We start from the raw sequence: 18,531 nt of genomic DNA on the forward strand, positions 1-18,531 counted from the left end.
ATGAAGTATTCGATGGCGGGACTGTTGTCGGCGCTGCCATTGAGCGCCCTGGCGGCTGAGCCGGTCGCGCAGGCGGCGGCTGCGGCGCCAGTGGTGAGCAGCGGCATCGGCGGCCAGTTGACCCAGTTGGTATTGGGGTTGTTGCTGGTGGTCGGGCTGATCTTCGTGCTGGCCTGGCTGATGCGCCGCGTGCAGAACGTCGGGCCGGGCAACGCCCAGGTGATCGAAATGATCGGCTCGCGCGCCCTCGGCCCGCGTGATCGGCTGGTGCTGGTGCAGGTCGGTGGGGAACAGATCCTGCTGGGCCTCACCCCCGGCCGCATCACCCCGTTGCATGTGCTCAAGACGCCGGTGGACGTGGCCCAGACCCAGGCCACCACACCGGAATTCGCCCAGCGCCTGATGGAGTTGCTGGGCAAGGATCAGAAGGATAAGAAGTAATGCGCGTTTTGTTGACGCTCATGCTGTTGCTGGCCGCGCCACTGGCGTTCGGCGCCGACCCGTTGTCGATCCCGGCGATTACGCTGGGCACCAACGCGGCGGGGGCCCAGGAGTATTCGGTCAGTCTGCAGATCCTGCTGATCATGACCGCGCTGAGCTTTATCCCGGCGTTCGTGATGCTGATGACCAGCTTCACGCGGATCATCATTGTGTTCTCGATCCTGCGCCAGGCCCTGGGCCTGCAGCAGACGCCGTCGAACCAGATCCTCACCGGCATGGCCTTGTTTCTGACGCTGTTCATCATGGCGCCGGTGTTCGACAAGGTGAACCAGCAAGCCCTGCAGCCTTACCTGGCGGAAAAAATGACCGCCCAGGACGCGATCGACAAGGCCCAGGGCCCGATCAAGGACTTCATGCTGTCGCAGACCCGCTCCAGCGACCTCGAGCTGTTCATGCGCCTGTCCAAGCGCACTGACATCGCCACCCCGGACCAGGCGCCGCTGACCATCCTGGTCCCGGCGTTTGTCACGTCGGAGTTGAAGACCGCGTTCCAGATCGGCTTCATGATCTTTATCCCGTTCCTGATCATCGACCTGGTGGTGGCGAGCGTGCTGATGGCCATGGGGATGATGATGCTGTCGCCGCTGATCATCTCGTTGCCGTTCAAGATCATGCTGTTTGTGCTGGTGGACGGCTGGGCGCTGATTATCGGCACCCTGGCCGGCAGTTTCGGCGGAGTGTAGGGCCATGACCCCAGAAGTTGCCGTCGACCTGTTCCGTGAAGCGCTGTGGCTGACCACCATGATGGTCGCCGTGCTGGTGGTGCCGAGCCTGTTGGTCGGCCTGCTGGTGGCGATGTTCCAGGCCGCGACCCAGATCAACGAACAGACCTTGAGCTTCCTCCCGCGCTTGCTGGTGATGCTGATCACCCTGATCGTTGCCGGCCCCTGGCTGGTGCAGACCTTCATGGAATACATCCTGCAGTTGTACGGCAGTATTCCGCAGTTGATCGGCTGACCCGATGCAGTCTTTGCTGGCATTGACCGACACCCAGATCAGCACCTGGGTGGCCTCCTTCATCCTGCCGCTGTTTCGTGTGACGGCGGTGCTGATGAGCATGCCGGTGTTCGGCACCACCCTGGTCCCGCGCCGCGTGCGCCTGTACTTTGCGGTGGCGATTACCGTGGTGATCACGCCGGGCTTGCCGGCCATGCCCCCGGTCAATGCGCTGGACCTCAGCGCGCTGATGCTGATCGCCGAGCAGATCCTGATCGGCGCGTTGCTGGGCTTTTCCCTGCAGCTGTTCTTCCAGGCATTCGTGATTGCCGGGCAAATCATCTCGATCCAGATGGGCATGGGCTTCGCGTCCATGGTCGACCCCACCAACGGCGTGTCGGCAGCGGTGATCGGGCAGTTCCTGACCATGCTGGTGACGTTGCTGTTCCTGGCCATGAACGGCCACCTGGTGGTGTTCGAGGTGCTAACCGAAAGCTTCACCACCTTGCCGGTGGGCTCGGGCCTGGTGGTCAATCATTTCTGGGAAGTGGTCGGGCGCCTCGGTTGGGTGCTGGGCGCCTCGCTGTTGCTGGTGCTGCCGGCAATCACCGCGTTGCTGGTGGTCAACATCGCGTTCGGCGTGATGACCCGCGCGGCGCCGCAACTGAACATCTTCTCGATCGGCTTCCCGTTGACCCTGGTGTTGGGCATGGGGATTTTCTGGGTCGGCCTGGCTGACATTCTCAATCAGTATCAACCGCTGGCGACCGACGCCCTGCAGTTCTTACGTGATCTGGCACGGGCGCGCTGAGCCATGGCCGAGAGCGAGAGTGGTCAGGACAAAACAGAAGACCCCACGGAGAAACGCAAAAAGGACTCCAGGGAAAAGGGCGAGATTGCGCGCTCCAAAGAGCTGAATACCGTTGCGACCATGATGGCCGGCGCGGGCGGCCTGCTGATTTACGGCGGCGGGCTGGCGTTGGACTTGCTGGAGTTGATGAAGCACAACTTCACCTTGCCACGCGAGGTGCTGCTCAATCCCGATTCGATGGGTCAATACCTGCTGCACTCGGGCAAAATCGCGATCCTGGCGGTGCAGCCGATTCTGATCACCTTGCTGCTGGCCGCCTTGATCGGCCCGGTCGCCCTGGGCGGCTGGTTGTTCGCCGCCGGCAGCATGGCGCCCAAGTTCAGCCGGATGAACCCGGCGGCCGGGCTCAAGCGCATGTTTTCCGCCAAGGCGCTGGTGGAGCTGCTCAAGGCGTTGGCCAAGTTCATCCTGATTCTATTCGTGGCCTTGACGGTGTTGTCCTCGGATATCGACGATTTGCTGCGCATCGCCCACGAACCGCTGGAGTCGGCAATCATCCACAGTGTGCAGGTGGTCGGCTGGAGTGCGCTGTGGATGGCGGCCGGGTTGATCATCATCGCGGCGGTGGATGCGCCGATCCAGCTGTGGGAAAGCCACAAGAAACTGCTGATGACCAAGCAGGAAGTCCGCGACGAGCACAAGGACCAAGAGGGTCGCCCCGAGGTCAAGCAGCGCATTCGCCAGCTGCAGCGGGAAATGTCGCAGCGCAAGATGATGGCCTCGGTGCCCGACGCCGATGTGGTCATCACCAACCCGACGCACTACGCCGTGGCCCTCAAGTACGACCCGGAGAAGGGCGGCGCGCCGATGCTGCTGGCCAAGGGCAGCGACTTCACCGCGCTTAAAATCCGCGAAATCGCCGTGGCCAACGACATCCTGCTGCTGGAGTCGCCGGAGCTGGCGCGATCGATCTTCTACTCCACCGACCTCGACCAGGAAATCCCCGCCGGGCTGTACCTGGCCGTGGCCCAGGTGTTGGCGTATGTCTATCAGATTCGCCAGTACCGCGCGGGCAAGGGCAAGCGGCCCGATCCGCTCAAGGACCTGCCCATTCCGCCGGAGCTGCGCCGCGATTCCTGACTGCTCGGCTGATGCGCGCTTTGTGGTGAGCGGGCTTGTTGTGGGTAGCGGGCTTTTTGTGGTGATAAGGCTTGTTGTGGCGAGCGGGCTTCTTGTGGTGAGCGGGCTTGCCCCGCGTTGGAGTGCGAAGCGCTCCCAATCCAGCCACCGCGGTCCAACAGTCAGACCGAGTCGCCAGGTTTCAGGGCTGCTTCGCAGCCCAACGCGGGGTAAGCCCGCTCACCACAGTGAGTGCGTTCGCATAACAAGCCTGCCCGCCTCATCCGCTACCACTCGTCGGCAACCCTCGTCTACCTGTCAACTTTGACAGTAGCCAGCGCCGTCCTCTCGCGCTTCCATGGCTCCCTACTGTGCACAGGTCATCCAGCGATGCAGAGGGCGTAGTGATGGAAGCGGTGATGGGAACGATCAAATCCTACAGCCGAAAAACCGGAAAAGGCCTGATTGCGCTGGATGGCGATGACGAGCCGGTGCATGTGGATCGCACCGGCTCAGCCGGCATCTGGCTCAAGAAAGGCTTGCGCGTGCAGTTCGTGAGGATCCATTGCCCTCAAGGGGTGTATGCGTTCCATATCAAACTTATCTAGCGGCATGCATGCCTGGCTGTTGGCGGTGTGTCCACCGACCAATAATGTGGGAGCTGGCTTGCCTGCGATGACTGAGTTCAGCCTGGCGCTTCAGGTGACCTACACACCGCCACCGCAGGCAAGCTCCTGCATTTGAAACGCGTTCCCCTCGACGATCGTCGCCCTGAAACCAAAGTTGGAAGGCTTCTTGCAATACCGCCTCCAGGACGCCTCCCGGCGTCAAAAGTTTGCTTCAAGGAAACGAGGAATACCGGTGGTGGATCGCTCTCAAATGCTCGGCACGGCCCGTACGACCCTGACTGACCTCTCGCGGGGCAATCTGGGTGTGCCGTTGTTGTTGCTGGTGATGCTGGCAATGATGATGTTGCCGATGCCGCCGTTCCTGCTGGACGTGTTCTTCACCTTCAACATTGCCCTGTCCGTGGTGGTGCTGCTGGTCTGCGTATACGCCCTGCGACCGCTGGATTTTGCGGTGTTCCCGACCATTCTGCTGGTGGCGACCCTGTTGCGCCTGGCGCTCAACGTGGCGTCGACGCGCGTGGTGATGCTCCACGGCCAGGACGGCCACGCCGCCGCCGGTAAGGTGATCCAGGCCTTCGGTGAGGTGGTGATCGGCGGCAACTACGTGGTGGGTATCGTGGTCTTCGCGATCCTGATGATCATCAACTTCGTGGTGGTGACCAAGGGCGCCGGGCGGATTTCCGAGGTGAGCGCGCGCTTTACCCTCGACGCCATGCCCGGCAAACAGATGGCCATCGACGCCGACCTCAACGCCGGCCTCATTGACCAGAACCAGGCCAAGTCGCGCCGTCTGGAAGTGGCCCAGGAAGCCGAGTTCTACGGTTCCATGGATGGTGCCAGCAAATTCGTGCGCGGTGACGCCATCGCCGGCCTGCTGATTCTGTTCATCAACCTGATCGGCGGCATGGCGGTCGGGATCTTCCAGCACGGCATGACCTTCGGCGATGCCGGCAAGGTTTACGCCTTGCTGACCATTGGTGACGGTTTAGTGGCGCAATTGCCATCACTGTTGTTATCCACAGCTGCCGCGATCATGGTGACCCGTGCTTCGGGCTCCGAAGACATGGGCAAGCAGATCAGTCGCCAGATGTTCGCCTCGCCCAAGGCCCTGGCCGTGGCGGCGGGCATCATGGCGATCATGGGCATCGTGCCGGGCATGCCCCACGTGTCGTTCCTGAGCATGGCGGCCATGGCGGCCGGCGGTGCCTACCTGTTCTGGAAGAAGCAGAACGCGGTCAAGGTCCAGGCCCAGCAGGAAATCGCGCGCCAGCAGGAATTGCTGCCGTCGCCGGCCCGGGCCCAGGAAACCAAGGAGTTGGGCTGGGACGACGTGACCCCGATCGACATGATCGGCCTGGAAGTCGGCTACCGCCTGATCCCGCTGGTCGACCGCAACCAGGGTGGCCAACTGCTCGCGCGGATCAAGGGGGTGCGCAAGAAGCTCTCGCAGGACCTGGGCTTCCTGATGCCCACCGTGCATATCCGCGACAACCTCGACCTGGCCCCCAGCGCCTACCGCCTGACCCTGATGGGGGTGATCCTGGCCGAAGCCGAGATCTACCCGGATCGCGAACTGGCGATCAACCCGGGGCAGGTATTCGGCAGTCTCAACGGCATTACCGCCAAAGATCCGGCTTTTGGCCTGGACGCGGTGTGGATCGAAATCAGCCAGCGCAGCCAGGCGCAGTCCCTGGGCTACACCGTGGTGGACGCCAGTACCGTGGTCGCCACCCACCTCAACCAGATTCTGTACAAGCACTCCCATGAGCTGATCGGCCACGAAGAAGTCCAGCAATTGATGGGTTTGCTCGGCAAAGCCTCGCCAAAACTCGCCGAAGAACTGGTGCCGGGCGTGCTGTCGCTGTCGCAACTGCTCAAGGTCCTGCAGGCGCTGCTGGCCGAGCAGGTGCCGGTGCGCGATATCCGCAGCATTGCCGAGGCTATCGCCAACAATGCCGCCAAGAGTCAAGATACTGCCGCCCTGGTGGCTGCAGTGCGCGTCGGATTGTCGCGCGCAATCGTCCAAAGCATTGTAGGGCTTGACTCTGAGCTGCCTGTGATCACCTTGGAACCAAGGTTGGAACAAATATTGCTCAATAGTATTCAGAAGGCAGGACAAGGCCAGGAAGAGGGCGTTCTGCTGGAGCCAAGCATGGCTGAGAAGCTGCAGCGTTCGTTGATCGATGCCGCGCAGCGCCAGGAAATGCAGGGCCAACCGGTGATCCTGCTGGTGGCCGGCCCCGTCCGGGCGATGTTGTCGCGGTTTGGGCGCCTGGCAGTACCGAATTTGCACGTTTTGGCTTATCAGGAAATTCCTGACAACAAGCAAGTGACTATCGTCGCGACAGTAGGGCCCAACGGCTGAGGGTAGTGGGTTATGCAAGTTAAGCGTTTTTTCGCCGCCGATATGCGTCAGGCCATGAAACTGGTTCGTGATGAGCTGGGCGCCGACGCCGCGATTATCGGTAACCGTCGTATTGCCGGCGGTGTCGAGCTGACGGCTGCCCTGGATTACACTCCCCAGGCCCTGGCCCCGCGCGTCCCGAACATGGAACTCGAAGACGAGCTGCGCAAGACGGCCTCGCGCATTGTCTCGGCCCAGGCCGAACTGAGCATGCGTGGCGACAGCGACGCCACCACCAACCGCCAGTTGTTCGCCGGCCTGCCGCTGACCGCTGCCGAGCCGCTGGTCGAGCCGACCTTCGTTGAACCCCCGCGTCCTGCAGCGCCGGCCCCGGCCGCCGCAGTCGACCAGCGCGTGTTCGACTCGATGCGCTTTGAACTCAATGGCCTGCGCGAGCTGCTGGAAGTGCAACTCGGCTCTCTCGCCTGGAACCAGCTGCAAGGCAGCAAGCCGCAACAGGCCAACCTGTGGCGTCGTCTGCAACGCATCGGCCTGTCCGGCCCGTTGTCGCGCGACCTGCTGGCCCTGACCACTGAAATCGAAGAACCTCGCCAGGCCTGGCGCATGTTGCTGGCCCACTTGGCGCGGATGATCGTCACGCCGGAAATCGAGCCGCTGGAAGAGGGCGGTGTGATCGCCATGGTCGGCCCTGCCGGCATGGGCAAGACCACCACCCTGGCCAAGCTGGCCGCCCGTTACGTGCTCAAGTACGGCGCGCAGAATATCGCGCTGGTGAGCATGGACAGCTACCGTATCGGTGCCCAGGAGCAGCTCAAGACCTTGGGTCGGATCCTCAATGTGTCGGTGACCCATGTCGACCCGGGCCAATCCCTGGCCAACGCCCTCGACCCGCTGCTGCGCAAGCGCGTGGTGTTGATCGATACCGCCGGCCTGCAAGCCAGCGACCCTGCGTTGCGCATGCAGCTGGAAAGCCTGGCCGGGCGCGGCATCAAGTCGAAAAATTACCTGGTGCTTGCAACCACCAGCCAGAAACAGGTTCTTACCGCTGCGTACCATAGCTACAAACGCTGCGGCCTGGCCGGCTGCATCCTCACCAAGCTCGACGAAACCGCGAGCCTGGGCGAGGTGTTGAGCCTGGCCATCAGTCATGAGTTGCCGGTCGCCTACCTGACCGACGGCCCGCGGATTCCGGATGATCTGCATCTGCCGCGCCGTCATCAGTTGGTCAGCCGTGCAGTCAGCGTGCAAATGCAAGAAGAGCCTAGCGAGGAAGCGATGGCCGATATGTTCGCCGACCTCTATCACAGCCCGGCAAAGCGGGTGGGTTGAGGGCAGGATGAACACCGTGAAATGTACCTACATCGATGGTCTGCAAGCGATTCACGCGGCCAAGCCATGTAGCCTGCGTCTAAGCAAGACAAGGTAAAGAAATAAAATGGGCAGCATGCATCCCGTACAGGTGATCGCGGTGACCGGCGGCAAAGGTGGCGTCGGGAAAACTAACGTGTCAGTGAATTTGTCCCTGGCCCTGGCAGAGCTTGGCCGTCGCGTCATGCTGCTGGATGCTGACCTGGGGCTGGCGAACGTCGACGTTCTGCTGGGGCTGACGCCCAAACACACGCTTGCCGATGTGATCGAAGGGCGCTGCGAGCTGCGCGACGTGCTGCTGCAGGGCCCTGGCGGTATCCGCATCGTGCCGGCCGCCTCCGGCACCCAGAGCATGGTGCACCTGAGCCCGGCGCAGCATGCCGGCCTGATCCAGGCGTTCAGCGATATCGGCGACAACCTCGACGTGCTGGTGATCGACACCGCCGCCGGGATCGGCGAGTCCGTGGTCAGCTTCGTGCGCGCTGCGCAGGAAGTCCTGTTGGTGGTCTGCGATGAACCCACCTCGATCACCGACGCCTATGCCCTGATCAAATTGCTTAACCGTGACTACGGCATGAACCGCTTCCGCGTGCTGGCCAACATGGCCCAGAGTCCACAGGAAGGGCGCAATCTGTTCGCCAAGTTGACCAAGGTCACGGATCGCTTCCTCGATGTCGCCTTACAATACGTCGGCGCAGTTCCCTACGACGAGTGTGTACGCAAGGCTGTGCAAAAGCAGCGTGCAGTCTACGAAGCGTTCCCTCGTTCCAAATGCGCCTTGGCGTTCAAGGCTATTGCCCAGAAGGTCGATACCTGGCCGTTGCCTGCCAACCCTCGGGGGCATCTGGAGTTTTTCGTCGAGCGATTGGTGCATCAGACGAGCGCAGGACCGGTGCTATGACATCCAGCGGCTACAACCTTTACAAGAAATCGGCACGTGACAGCCAGGGTGAATTGATCGAGCGCTATGCGCCGCTGGTCAAGCGCATCGCTTATCACTTGCTGGCACGCCTGCCCGCCAGCGTCCAGGTCGAAGACCTGATCCAGGCGGGCATGATCGGCCTGCTCGAAGTGTCGACCAAATACGACGCGAGCAAGGGCGCGAGTTTCGAGACGTATGCGGGTATCCGCATCCGTGGCGCGATGCTCGATGAAGTGCGTAAAGGTGACTGGGCGCCGCGTTCGGTGCATCGCAATACGCGCATGGTCAGTGACGCAATTCGCGCAATTGAAGCAAAAACCGGTCGCGACGCTAAAGATCACGAAGTTGCGGCCGAACTCCAATTGAGTCTCGACGATTACTACGGGATTTTGAACGATACCTTGGGCAGCCGCCTGTTCAGTTTCGACGACCTGTTGCAGGACGGCGAACACGAAGGGCTGCACGAGGACGGCGCGAGTGCTCATCTGGAGCCGTCGCGCGACCTGGAGGATGAACGCTTCCAGGGGGCGTTGGCGGACGCGATTGCCAATTTGCCGGAGCGTGAGCGACTGGTGTTGGCGCTGTACTACGACGAAGAGCTGAACCTCAAGGAAATCGGTGAGGTCCTGGGAGTCAGCGAATCGCGGGTCAGCCAGTTGCACAGCCAGTGCGCAGCCCGCTTGCGGGGGCGTTTGGGAGAGTGGCGAGCGCGCTGACAGGCAGTGTTGGGGAGCACTGCAAACCACACCGCGAGGGTGATTGACCCTCGCGGGATCGGCCCGTGGTGCCCCCTGCAGTCCTTTTTGTGTAATGCCTGTTGATTGAAATGGCGCGTCCAGGTGCTGGGCGCGTTTAAGACTGCTTGGAGGTCGAATTGGACAAGAACATGAAAATCCTCATCGTTGATGACTTCTCAACGATGCGGCGGATCATAAAAAACCTGTTGCGTGACCTTGGGTTCACTAACACGGTCGAGGCGGATGACGGCATTACGGCGATTCCGATCCTCAACAGCGGGAGCATCGACTTTCTGGTAACGGACTGGAACATGCCGGGCATGACCGGTATCGACTTGCTGCGCCATGTGCGCGCCGACGAAAAACTGCGCAGCCTTCCCGTGCTGATGGTGACCGCCGAAGCCAAGCGTGAACAGATCATCGAAGCCGCCCAAGCCGGGGTCAACGGTTATGTGGTCAAGCCATTCACTGCATTGGCCTTGAAAGAGAAGATCGAAAAAATCTTCGAACGCATCCACGGCTAATGCCATCGCGGGGGAGCTATGGAGCATAAAGAAACGTCACAGGGAGACTTTGAGTCGACCCTGAAAAAGCATGCTCACCAGTTGGTTGACAGCCTTGAAAAAGGCCAGTTCGGCGACGCGGTGCAGTTAATCCATGAGCTCAACCAGACCCGTGACCGCGGCCTGTATCAGGAAGTGGGCAAGCTCACACGCGAGCTGCACAGTGCGATTGTCAATTTCCAGATTGACCCGCACATGCCCCAGGCCGAAGAAATTTCGCAAATCACCGACGCGACCGAACGCCTGTCCTATGTGGTCAGGCTGACTGAAGCGGCGGCCAACCGCACCATGGACCTGGTGGAAAACGCCACGCCCCTGGTCAATGGCATGGCCACCGAAGCCCAGGCCCTGAGCCACGATTGGGGCCGCTTCATGCGCCGCGAGGTGGGGGCTGAGGAATTTCGGGAACTGGCGCGTCGGGTCGACGGATTCTTGTCACGCAGCGAGCAGGAAAACCGCACGGTTTCCAGCAACCTCAATGACATTCTGCTGGCCCAGGATTACCAGGACCTCACCGGCCAGGTGATCAAGCGTGTGACTCAGTTGGTCACCGAAGTGGAAAGCAACCTGCTCAAACTGGTGCTCATGGCCGGCCAGGTAGACCGTTTTGCCGGCATCGAACATGACCGTGAAGCGATCCTCTCGGAAAAAGATCCACAAAAACATCTCGCCAAGGGTGAAGGTCCGCAGATTCATGCCGATAAACGTGAAGACGTTGTGTCAGGTCAGGATGACGTAGATGACCTGTTATCCAGTTTAGGCTTCTAAGGAGCACCCACATGAGCTTCGGCGCCGATGAAGAAATCCTTCAGGATTTCCTTGTAGAGGCCGGCGAAATTTTAGAGCAACTGTCCGAGCAACTGGTCGAGCTGGAAAGCCGTCCGGATGATGCGAACCTGCTCAATGCAATTTTTCGCGGTTTTCACACTGTAAAAGGGGGCGCCGGCTTCCTCCAGCTCCATGAGCTGGTGGAGTGCTGCCACATCGCCGAGAACGTGTTCGACATCCTGCGCAAGGGTGAGCGTCACGTTGACTCGGAATTGATGGACGTGATTCTCGAAGCACTGGATGCGGTCAACGGCATGTTCAGCGAAGTCCGCGAACGTGCCCCGATCACTGCGGCCACCCCGGAACTGCTCGCCGCCCTGGCGCGCCTGGCAGAGCCGGCCGACACCTCGGCAGCGCCCGTGGCGCAAGCTGAGCCTGCGCCTGTGGCAGAGCCTGAAGCGGACGTGACGGACAGCGAGTTCGAGCAGTTGCTCAACTCCCTCAATGCGGTGAAAGCCGAGGCTGAAGCGCCTGCAGCCGCCGCGCCACAAGCGCCGACCAGCGAAGACATTACCGACGCAGAATTTGAATCCCTGCTCGACCAGTTGCACGGCAAAGGCCAGTTCGCGGCCGACGCCGTGGCGCCTGCCGCCGCTGTGGATGCGCCTGCCGCGTCGACCAGCACCGACATCACCGATGACGAATTCGAAGCACTGCTCGACCAACTGCATGGCAAAGGCACCTTCGCGGCCGACGCCTTGCCGGAAGTCGCCGCGACTGCCACTGCGCCGGCCGCTGCGGCAGAACCTGCGGGCGACGGTCTGATCAGCGACCACGAGTTCGAATCCCTGCTCGACGAATTGCACGGCAAGGGCAAGTTCAGCGAAGTGGCTCCGGCAGCTGCCGCGACCGCCACTCCGGTGGCGGCCAAACCGGCGCCGGCCAAGGCCGCTGCACCTGCTGCTGCCAAACCGGCCCCGGCACCTGCCGCCGCCCCGGCTGCTGCCCGCGCGCCGGCGGCTGCCGTGGCCGAGAAGCCGGCCAGTGAAGCCGAAACCACCGTGCGCGTCGATACCGCGCGCCTGGACGACATCATGAACATGGTCGGCGAACTGGTGCTGGTGCGTAACCGCCTGGTGCGCCTGGGCCTGAGCAGTGGCGATGAAGCCATGCAAAAGGCCGTGTCGAACCTCGACGTGGTCACCGCCGACCTGCAGACCGCCGTGATGAAGACGCGGATGCAGCCGATCAAGAAAGTCTTCGGGCGCTTCCCGCGCCTGGTTCGCGACCTGGCACGCCAGCTCAAGAAAGAGATCAACCTGGAACTGGTGGGCGAAGAGACCGACCTCGACAAGAACCTGGTCGAGGCCCTGGCCGATCCGCTGGTCCACTTGGTGCGCAACGCCGTCGACCACGGCGTCGAAACCCCGGAAGAGCGCGAAGCTTCGGGCAAGTCGCGCAACGGCAAAGTGATCCTGGCGGCCGAGCAGGAGGGTGACCACATCCTGCTGTCGATCACCGATGACGGCAAGGGCATGGACCCGACCATCCTGCGCAATATCGCTGTCAAGCGTGGCGTGATGGACAAGGACGCCGCCGACCGCCTGACCGACACCGAGTGCTACAACCTGATCTTCGCCCCGGGCTTCTCGACCAAGACCGAGATTTCCGACGTGTCCGGCCGTGGCGTCGGCATGGACGTGGTGAAGACCAAGATCAGCCAGCTCAACGGCTCGATCAACATCTACTCGACCAAGGGCCAGGGCTCGAAGATCGTCATCAAGGTGCCGTTGACCCTGGCGATCATGCCGACCCTGATGGTGATGCTGGGCAACCAGGCCTTCGCCTTCCCGCTGGTCAACGTCAACGAAATTTTCCACCTCGACCTGTCGCGCACCAACGTGGTGGACGGCCAGGAAGTGGTGATCGTGCGCGACAAGGCGTTGCCACTGTTCTACCTCAAGCGCTGGCTGGTGGCATCGGCCAAGCATGAAGAGCAGCGCGAAGGCCATGTGGTGATTCTCTCCGTGGGCACCCAGCGTATCGGCTTCGTGGTCGATCAACTGGTGGGCCAGGAAGAAGTGGTCATCAAGCCTTTGGGCAAAATGCTGCAGGGAACCCCGGGCATGTCGGGTGCGACCATCACCGGTGACGGTCGGATCGCGCTGATTCTGGATGTTCCGAGCATGCTCAAGCGTTACGCCGCTCGGCGTATTTGATTCTGGTGGGGCAGGGCGGTTTGCCCGCCCCGTCTAACGGAGTGTTTATGGTAGTCAAGGTCCTGGTGGTGGACGATTCGGGTTTCTTCCGCCGCCGCGTCTCGGAAATTCTTTCCGCCGATCCAACGATTCAAGTGATCGGCACGGCCACCAACGGCAAAGAGGCGATCGATCAGGCTATCGCGTTGAAGCCCGACGTGATCACCATGGACTACGAGATGCCGATGATGGATGGCATCACGGCTGTCCGTCACATCATGCAGCGCTGCCCGACCCCGGTGTTGATGTTCTCCTCGCTCACCCACGAAGGCGCCCGGGTCACCCTGGATGCGCTGGATGCCGGCGCGGTGGACTTCCTGCCGAAGAATTTCGAAGACATCTCGCGCAACCCCGAGAAGGTCAAGCAACTGCTGTGCGAGAAAGTCCACAGCATTTCCCGCAGTAACCGTCGCAGCCTGTTCAGCACGCCTGCACCTGCACCTGCACCTGCACCGGTTGCGGCGCCGGCCCCGGCCCCTGCGTTTGGTCGACCTGCGCCTGCGCCCGCCCCGGTGGCTCGGCCTGCCGTGGCCCCGGCCCGCGCTCCGGCGCCCAGTGCCCATTCGCCCGCGCCCAAACGCAAGGCCTACAAGCTGGTCGCCATCGGTACCTCCACCGGCGGCCCGGTGGCCTTGCAGCGCGTGTTGACGCAATTGCCGGCCAACTTCCCGGCGCCGATCGTGTTGATCCAGCACATGCCGGCGGCCTTCACCAAGGCCTTTGCCGAACGCCTGGACAAGCTCTGCCGCATCAGCGTCAAGGAAGCCGAGGATGGCGACATCCTGCGTCCAGGCCTGGCGCTGCTGGCGCCGGGTGGCAAGCAGATGATGGTCGACGGGCGTGGTGCGATCAAAATCCTGCCGGGCGACGAGCGCCTCAACTACAAGCCGTGCGTGGACATCACCTTCGGTTCGGCGGCCAAGTCCTACGGCGACAAAGTTCTGGCGGTGGTGCTCACCGGCATGGGCGCTGATGGCCGTGAAGGCGCACGCCTGCTCAAGCAGGGCGGCAGCGCGATCTGGGCCCAGGACGAAGCCAGTTGCGTGATCTATGGCATGCCCATGGCGATCGTCAAGGCTGACCTGGCCGACGCCGTCTACAGCCTGGACGAGATCGGCAAGCATCTGGTGGAGGCCTGCCTCTGATGGATGTATTGAGCCTGATCGGCATCATCATGGCGTTTGTCGCGATCATCGGCGGCAACTACCTCGAAGGCGGCCACCTCGGCGCCCTGGCCAACGGCCCGGCGGCCTTGATCGTGATCGGCGGCACGGTCGGCGCGGCCCTGTTGCAGTCGCCCTTGAGTTCGTTCAAGCGCGCCATGCAGATCCTGGTGTGGATTATTTTCCCGCCACGCGTGGACCTGCCCGGCGGCATCGACCGCGTGGTCAACTGGAGCCTCACCGCCCGCAAGGAAGGCCTGCTCGGCCTGGAAGGCGTGGCCGATGCCGAGCCCGACAGCTACGCGCGCAAAGGCCTGCAACTGCTGGTGGACGGCGCCGAGCCGGAAGCGATCCGCAGCATCCTGGAAGTGGATTTCTACACCCAGGAAAGCCGCGACATCAACGCTGCCAAAGTCTTTGAAAGCATGGGCGGCTACGCGCCGACCATCGGCATCATCGGTGCGGTGATGGGCCTGATCCACGTGATGGGCAACCTGGCCGACCCGTCGCAACTGGGCAGCGGCATTGCCGTGGCGTTCGTGGCCACCATCTACGGTGTCGCGAGTGCCAACCTGGTACTGCTGCCGGTGGCCAGCAAGCTCAAGTCCATCGCCATGCGCCAGTCGCGTTACCGCGAGATGTTGCTCGAAGGCATCCTGTCGATTGCCGAGGGTGAGAACCCGCGGTCGATCGAATTGAAGCTCCAGGGCTTCATGGATTGATGAACATGGCTATTGACTTGTGGCGAGCGGCCACATGATTTACGTACAGAGGGGTGTCAGCCTGTGAGCCGTCGCCGTCGCGAGCCTGAAGAGCACGTCAACCACGAACGCTGGCTGGTGTCCTACGCGGACTTCATCACCTTGCTGTTCGCGTTTTTCGTGGTGATGTACTCCATCTCGTCGATCAACGAAGGCAAGTACAAAGTCATTTCCCAGGCGCTGATCGGGGTGTTCAACGACGCCGACCGCGCCCTCAAGCCGATCCCCATTGGCGAGGAACGGCCCAAGACCGTGACCCCGGCCAAGCCGTTGGTCAATGACAGCGATGAAACCGCCGCCGGCGTAGGCGGCACCAGCGACCCGTTGAAAAGCATCGCCGACGACATCAGCGCCGCGTTCGGCGATCTGATCAGTTCCAACCAGATGACCGTGCGCGGCAATGAGTTGTGGGTGGAGATCGAACTCAACTCCAGCCTGTTGTTCGCCAGCGCCGATGCAATGCCCAGCGACCAGGCGTTCACCATCATCGACAAGGTGGCGGCGATCCTCAGGCCGTTCGAAAACCCGATCCACGTGGAAGGCTTTACCGACAATTTCCCGATCAGCACCGCGCAGTACCCGACCAACTGGGAGCTGTCGTCGGCGCGGGCCGCGAGCATCGTGCGCATGCTCGCGATGCAGGGCGTAAACCCCGGGCGCCTGGCCTCGGTGGGTTATGGCGAGTTCCAGCCGGTGGCCAACAACGCCACGGTGGAAGGCCGCGCGCGCAACCGCCGGGTGGTACTGGTGGTCTCGCGCAACCTGGATGTGCGCCGCAGCCTGACCGGTACCGGCACCGCCAATGCAACACCGGACGCGGCCTTGAAGCGGGCTGGCACACAAACTGCACCGGCCCCTGCAAAGCCGCCGGTGCGTCAGAGTGCCGTCAATTCTCCGTCGCCGGCTCAATAACCTTATGCAATGTCTCGGTCGCGCCTGTGCCTGCCGGGAGGAACCATCCGAATGAGAGTCTGGGCAGTTGCCAATCAAAAAGGTGGAGTCGGCAAGACCACCACCTCCATCGCCTTAGCCGGTTTGCTGGCCGAGGCGGGCAAGCGTGTGGTCGTAGTGGACCTGGACCCGCATGGCTCCATGACCAGCTATTTCGGCTACGACCCGGATGCGCTGGAGCACAGCTGCTACGACCTGTTCCTGCACAAGGGCAGCGTGCCGGCCGACCTGCCCGGGCAACTGCTGTTGCCCACCAGCAACGAGAGTATTTCCCTGCTGCCGTCGAGCACCGCGCTGGCCACCCTCGAGCGCCAGTCGCCGGGGCAGAGCGGCCTGGGCCTGGTGATCGCCAAGACCCTGGCGCAACTGTGGCAGGACTTCGACTACGCGATCATCGACAGCCCGCCGTTGCTCGGCGTACTGATGGTCAACGCCTTGGCGGCCAGCCAGCAACTGGTGATCCCGGTACAGACCGAGCACCTCGCGGTCAAAGGCCTGGAGCGCATGGTCAGTACCCTGGCGATGATCAACCGCTCGCGCAAGCAGGCGCTGCCGTTCAGCATCGTGCCGACCCTGTTCGACCGTCGCACCCAGGCGTCGCTGGGCACCTTGCGCGTGCTGCGCGATGCCTACCCGGACACCATCTGGAATGGCTACATCCCGGTGGACACGCGCCTGCGTGACGCCAGCCGCGCCGGCCTGACCCCGTCGCAGTTCGACGGTAAAAGCCGTGGCGTGCTGGCTTACCGCGCGTTGCTCAAGCACCTGCTGTCCCAGCAGCTTGTCGCGCAGGTGGCGTGATGAACCGTCCCATCGAACTCAAGACCCGGCCGCAACTGGCACTGGAATCCTACCTGGATGCCCTGCTGCAGGATGCGACCGAGGAAGAGCAGCCGATACTGGTATTGGAACCGGCCCTGGCGCCGGAAAGCACCCTGGATGAATTCCAGTTGGCGGTGCTGGAAGAGCAGGCCCGCGATGCGCAGGTCGTGACCGCGCCGGTGGTGGTGCCGATCGCCCCGGCAGTTGTCGTGCCCGTGGTGGTCGAGCCGGTGGTCGTTGCTCAGGTCGTGGTCGAGCCGGTGGTGGAAGTGCACCTGCCGCCCAGCATCACGCCGCCGCCAGTGGCCGGCGATGATCGCCCGGCCTGGGCCGCCGAGCCGTTCGAATGCCTGTTGTTCGACGTCGCCGGGTTGACCCTGGCGGTGCCGCTGGTGTGCCTGGGCTCGATCTATTCCCTGGAAGGCCAGGAACTGACGCCGCTGTTCGGGCAACCGGAATGGTTCCTCGGCATCCTGCCCAGCCAGGCCGGCAACCTCAAGGTGCTGGACACCGCGCGCTGGGTGATGCCCGACCGCTACCGCGATGATTTTCGCCAGGGCCTGCAATACGTGATCTCGGTGCAGGGCTACGAGTGGGGGCTGGCAGTGCATCAGGTCAGCCGCTCGTTGCGCCTGGACCCGAATGAAATCAAATGGCGCAGCCACCGGGGCCAACGGCCTTGGCTGGCGGGCACCGTGATCGAACACATGTGCGCGTTGCTCGACGTCGCCGAGCTGGCCGAGTTGATCGCCAGCGGCGCGGTCAAGACGCTGCCGGTGAATAAACGCAGTTGATTGAACAATAAGGGCCGCGCGGGTGCGCGGTCAGCGAAGCACACACGCCGTGTGAAGCGGCATTTGAAGGGGTCAGGGGTATGAATAAGTCAGCGTCCGCACAAGGTTTGGATGATCCGATCCTGCAATGGGTTACCTTCAAACTGGACAACGAGTCCTATGGCATTAACGTGATGCGCGTGCAGGAAGTGCTGCGCTACACCGAGATCGCGCCGGTCCCGGGTGCGCCAAGCTACGTGCTGGGTATCATCAACCTGCGCGGCAACGTGGTGACGGTGATCGACACCCGCCAGCGTTTCGGCCTGGTACCGACCGAAGTCAACGACAACACCCGTATCGTCATCATCGAAGCCGACAAGCAAGTGGTCGGGATCATGGTCGACAGCGTGGCCGAAGTGGTTTATCTGCGCCAATCGGAAGTGGAAACCGCGCCGAACGTGGGTAATGAAGAATCCGCCAAGTTCATCCAGGGCGTGTGCAACAAGAACGGCGAGCTGCTGATTCTGGTTGAGCTGGACAAGATGATGAGCGAAGAAGAATGGTCGGAACTGGAGAGCATCTGATTGTTCCTTGAGGCCGCAGTGATCGTCCTGGCCCTGTTGTGGGCCGGGACCTTGGCATTCCTGCTGCGCTATGTGCGCCAGCAGCGTGAGTCGGTGGTGCAGCAGGCCGAGCGGGATGCCGTGCGTGACCGGCGCATCCTGGAGCTGGTCAAGCGTGTCGACCATTTCCAGCAGAGTGCAGTGAAGGTGGGGGATGAGGTGCATGAACTGCGCGCGATCCTCGGGCCGTTGCCGGACAAGCTTGCGCAGCTGGAGCAGCGTGATCCGTCGAGCCTGTCGTTTGCCCAGGCTGCCAAGCTGGTGGGGATGGGGGCTACGGTGGATGAGTTGACGCAGTCGTGTGGGTTGACCCAGGCTGAGGCGCAGTTGATGAGTAAGTTGCACAAGGGCTGACCTCTTGGGGGGTATCCGGATTTGGGGTCGTGGCTGGAATGGGTTCCGCCCTTACGGCGGGTCACTTTTGGAAAGGAGCCCCAAAAGTAACCAAAAGGGCTCTTGCC

20 protein-coding genes are annotated in these 18,531 nt (G+C 62.3%); all 20 read left to right on the top strand.

From position 1 onward, the window contains the following. The 20 genes from fliO to AC07OJ_RS16980 all read left to right on the top strand — a co-directional run bounded on the left by fliO (position 1) and on the right by AC07OJ_RS16980 (position 18,424). Positions 1 to 441, top strand: a complete 441-nt coding sequence (fliO, locus tag AC07OJ_RS16885; RefSeq protein ID WP_065909820.1) for a flagellar biosynthetic protein FliO — start codon at positions 1 to 3, stop codon at positions 439 to 441. Further along, positions 441 to 1,184 carry a flagellar type III secretion system pore protein FliP gene (fliP, locus tag AC07OJ_RS16890; RefSeq protein ID WP_016976565.1) on the top strand — a complete coding sequence of 248 codons (744 nt, stop codon included), beginning with the start codon at positions 441 to 443 and terminating at the stop codon, positions 1,182 to 1,184. Before fliO ends, fliP begins: the two co-directional genes overlap by 1 nt. 4 nt (positions 1,185 to 1,188) lie before the next feature. After that, positions 1,189 to 1,458, top strand: coding sequence for a flagellar biosynthesis protein FliQ (gene fliQ / locus AC07OJ_RS16895; RefSeq protein ID WP_003214552.1), 270 nt, complete (start codon positions 1,189 to 1,191; stop codon positions 1,456 to 1,458). 4 nt (positions 1,459 to 1,462) lie between these two features. After that, complete coding sequence (gene fliR / locus AC07OJ_RS16900; protein ID WP_065909822.1) at positions 1,463 to 2,248, top strand: flagellar biosynthetic protein FliR; 786 nt, start codon at positions 1,463 to 1,465, stop codon at positions 2,246 to 2,248. 3 nt (positions 2,249 to 2,251) lie between these two features. Next, positions 2,252 to 3,388, top strand: a complete 1,137-nt coding sequence (gene flhB, locus AC07OJ_RS16905; RefSeq protein WP_065909824.1) for a flagellar biosynthesis protein FlhB — start codon at positions 2,252 to 2,254, stop codon at positions 3,386 to 3,388. 398 nt (positions 3,389 to 3,786) lie between these two features. Next, positions 3,787 to 3,975 carry a S1 domain-containing protein gene (locus AC07OJ_RS16910; RefSeq protein ID WP_495006218.1) on the top strand — a complete coding sequence of 63 codons (189 nt, stop codon included), beginning with the start codon at positions 3,787 to 3,789 and terminating at the stop codon, positions 3,973 to 3,975. A gap of 271 nt (positions 3,976 to 4,246) precedes the next feature. Beyond that, a complete protein-coding gene (gene flhA, locus AC07OJ_RS16915) occupies positions 4,247 to 6,361 on the top strand; it encodes a flagellar biosynthesis protein FlhA (protein ID WP_216864328.1) in 2,115 nt (704 codons plus the stop codon). Positions 6,362 to 6,373: 12 nt separating this feature from the next. Further along, positions 6,374 to 7,690, top strand: a complete 1,317-nt coding sequence (flhF, locus tag AC07OJ_RS16920) for a flagellar biosynthesis GTPase FlhF (RefSeq protein WP_065909827.1) — start codon at positions 6,374 to 6,376, stop codon at positions 7,688 to 7,690. Positions 7,691 to 7,796: 106 nt separating this feature from the next. Next, entirely contained in the window at positions 7,797 to 8,630 is an 834-nt protein-coding gene (fleN, locus tag AC07OJ_RS16925; RefSeq protein ID WP_003192912.1) for a flagellar synthesis regulator FleN, read from the top strand. Continuing rightward, positions 8,627 to 9,367 (top strand): RNA polymerase sigma factor FliA, encoded by a 741-nt coding sequence (gene fliA / locus AC07OJ_RS16930; protein ID WP_065909829.1) that lies wholly within the window; start codon positions 8,627 to 8,629, stop codon positions 9,365 to 9,367. Before fleN ends, fliA begins: the two co-directional genes overlap by 4 nt. A 170-nt stretch (positions 9,368 to 9,537) precedes the next feature. Further along, positions 9,538 to 9,912 carry a chemotaxis response regulator CheY gene (locus AC07OJ_RS16935; protein WP_015885173.1) on the top strand — a complete coding sequence of 125 codons (375 nt, stop codon included), beginning with the start codon at positions 9,538 to 9,540 and terminating at the stop codon, positions 9,910 to 9,912. Positions 9,913 to 9,930: 18 nt separating this feature from the next. After that, positions 9,931 to 10,719: a protein phosphatase CheZ gene (locus AC07OJ_RS16940; protein ID WP_065909831.1), complete on the top strand. Its 789-nt coding sequence runs from the start codon at positions 9,931 to 9,933 to the stop codon at positions 10,717 to 10,719. Between the two features lie 11 nt (positions 10,720 to 10,730). Then, positions 10,731 to 12,938, top strand: a complete 2,208-nt coding sequence (locus AC07OJ_RS16945) for a chemotaxis protein CheW (RefSeq protein ID WP_315415410.1) — start codon at positions 10,731 to 10,733, stop codon at positions 12,936 to 12,938. 47 nt (positions 12,939 to 12,985) lie between these two features. Beyond that, positions 12,986 to 14,122: a protein-glutamate methylesterase/protein-glutamine glutaminase gene (locus AC07OJ_RS16950; RefSeq protein ID WP_262135810.1), complete on the top strand. Its 1,137-nt coding sequence runs from the start codon at positions 12,986 to 12,988 to the stop codon at positions 14,120 to 14,122. After that, positions 14,122 to 14,862 (top strand): flagellar motor protein, encoded by a 741-nt coding sequence (locus tag AC07OJ_RS16955; protein WP_010208778.1) that lies wholly within the window; start codon positions 14,122 to 14,124, stop codon positions 14,860 to 14,862. Before AC07OJ_RS16950 ends, AC07OJ_RS16955 begins: the two co-directional genes overlap by 1 nt. A 63-nt stretch (positions 14,863 to 14,925) precedes the next feature. Continuing rightward, on the top strand, positions 14,926 to 15,813 hold the full coding sequence (gene motD, locus AC07OJ_RS16960) for a flagellar motor protein MotD (protein ID WP_065909838.1): 888 nt from the start codon (positions 14,926 to 14,928) through the stop codon (positions 15,811 to 15,813). A gap of 51 nt (positions 15,814 to 15,864) precedes the next feature. After that, a complete protein-coding gene (locus tag AC07OJ_RS16965; protein ID WP_014719332.1) occupies positions 15,865 to 16,653 on the top strand; it encodes a ParA family protein in 789 nt (262 codons plus the stop codon). Then, positions 16,653 to 17,468, top strand: coding sequence for a CheW domain-containing protein (locus tag AC07OJ_RS16970; protein ID WP_120449323.1), 816 nt, complete (start codon positions 16,653 to 16,655; stop codon positions 17,466 to 17,468). Before AC07OJ_RS16965 ends, AC07OJ_RS16970 begins: the two co-directional genes overlap by 1 nt. 80 nt (positions 17,469 to 17,548) lie before the next feature. Continuing rightward, entirely contained in the window at positions 17,549 to 18,031 is a 483-nt protein-coding gene (locus tag AC07OJ_RS16975; protein ID WP_010564003.1) for a chemotaxis protein CheW, read from the top strand. Continuing rightward, entirely contained in the window at positions 18,032 to 18,424 is a 393-nt protein-coding gene (locus tag AC07OJ_RS16980; protein WP_495094840.1) for a DUF2802 domain-containing protein, read from the top strand. It abuts the gene before it with no gap. Positions 18,425 to 18,531 lie beyond the last annotated feature (107 nt).

This window comes from Pseudomonas sp. GW821-FHT09C08 (genome assembly GCF_059418125.1).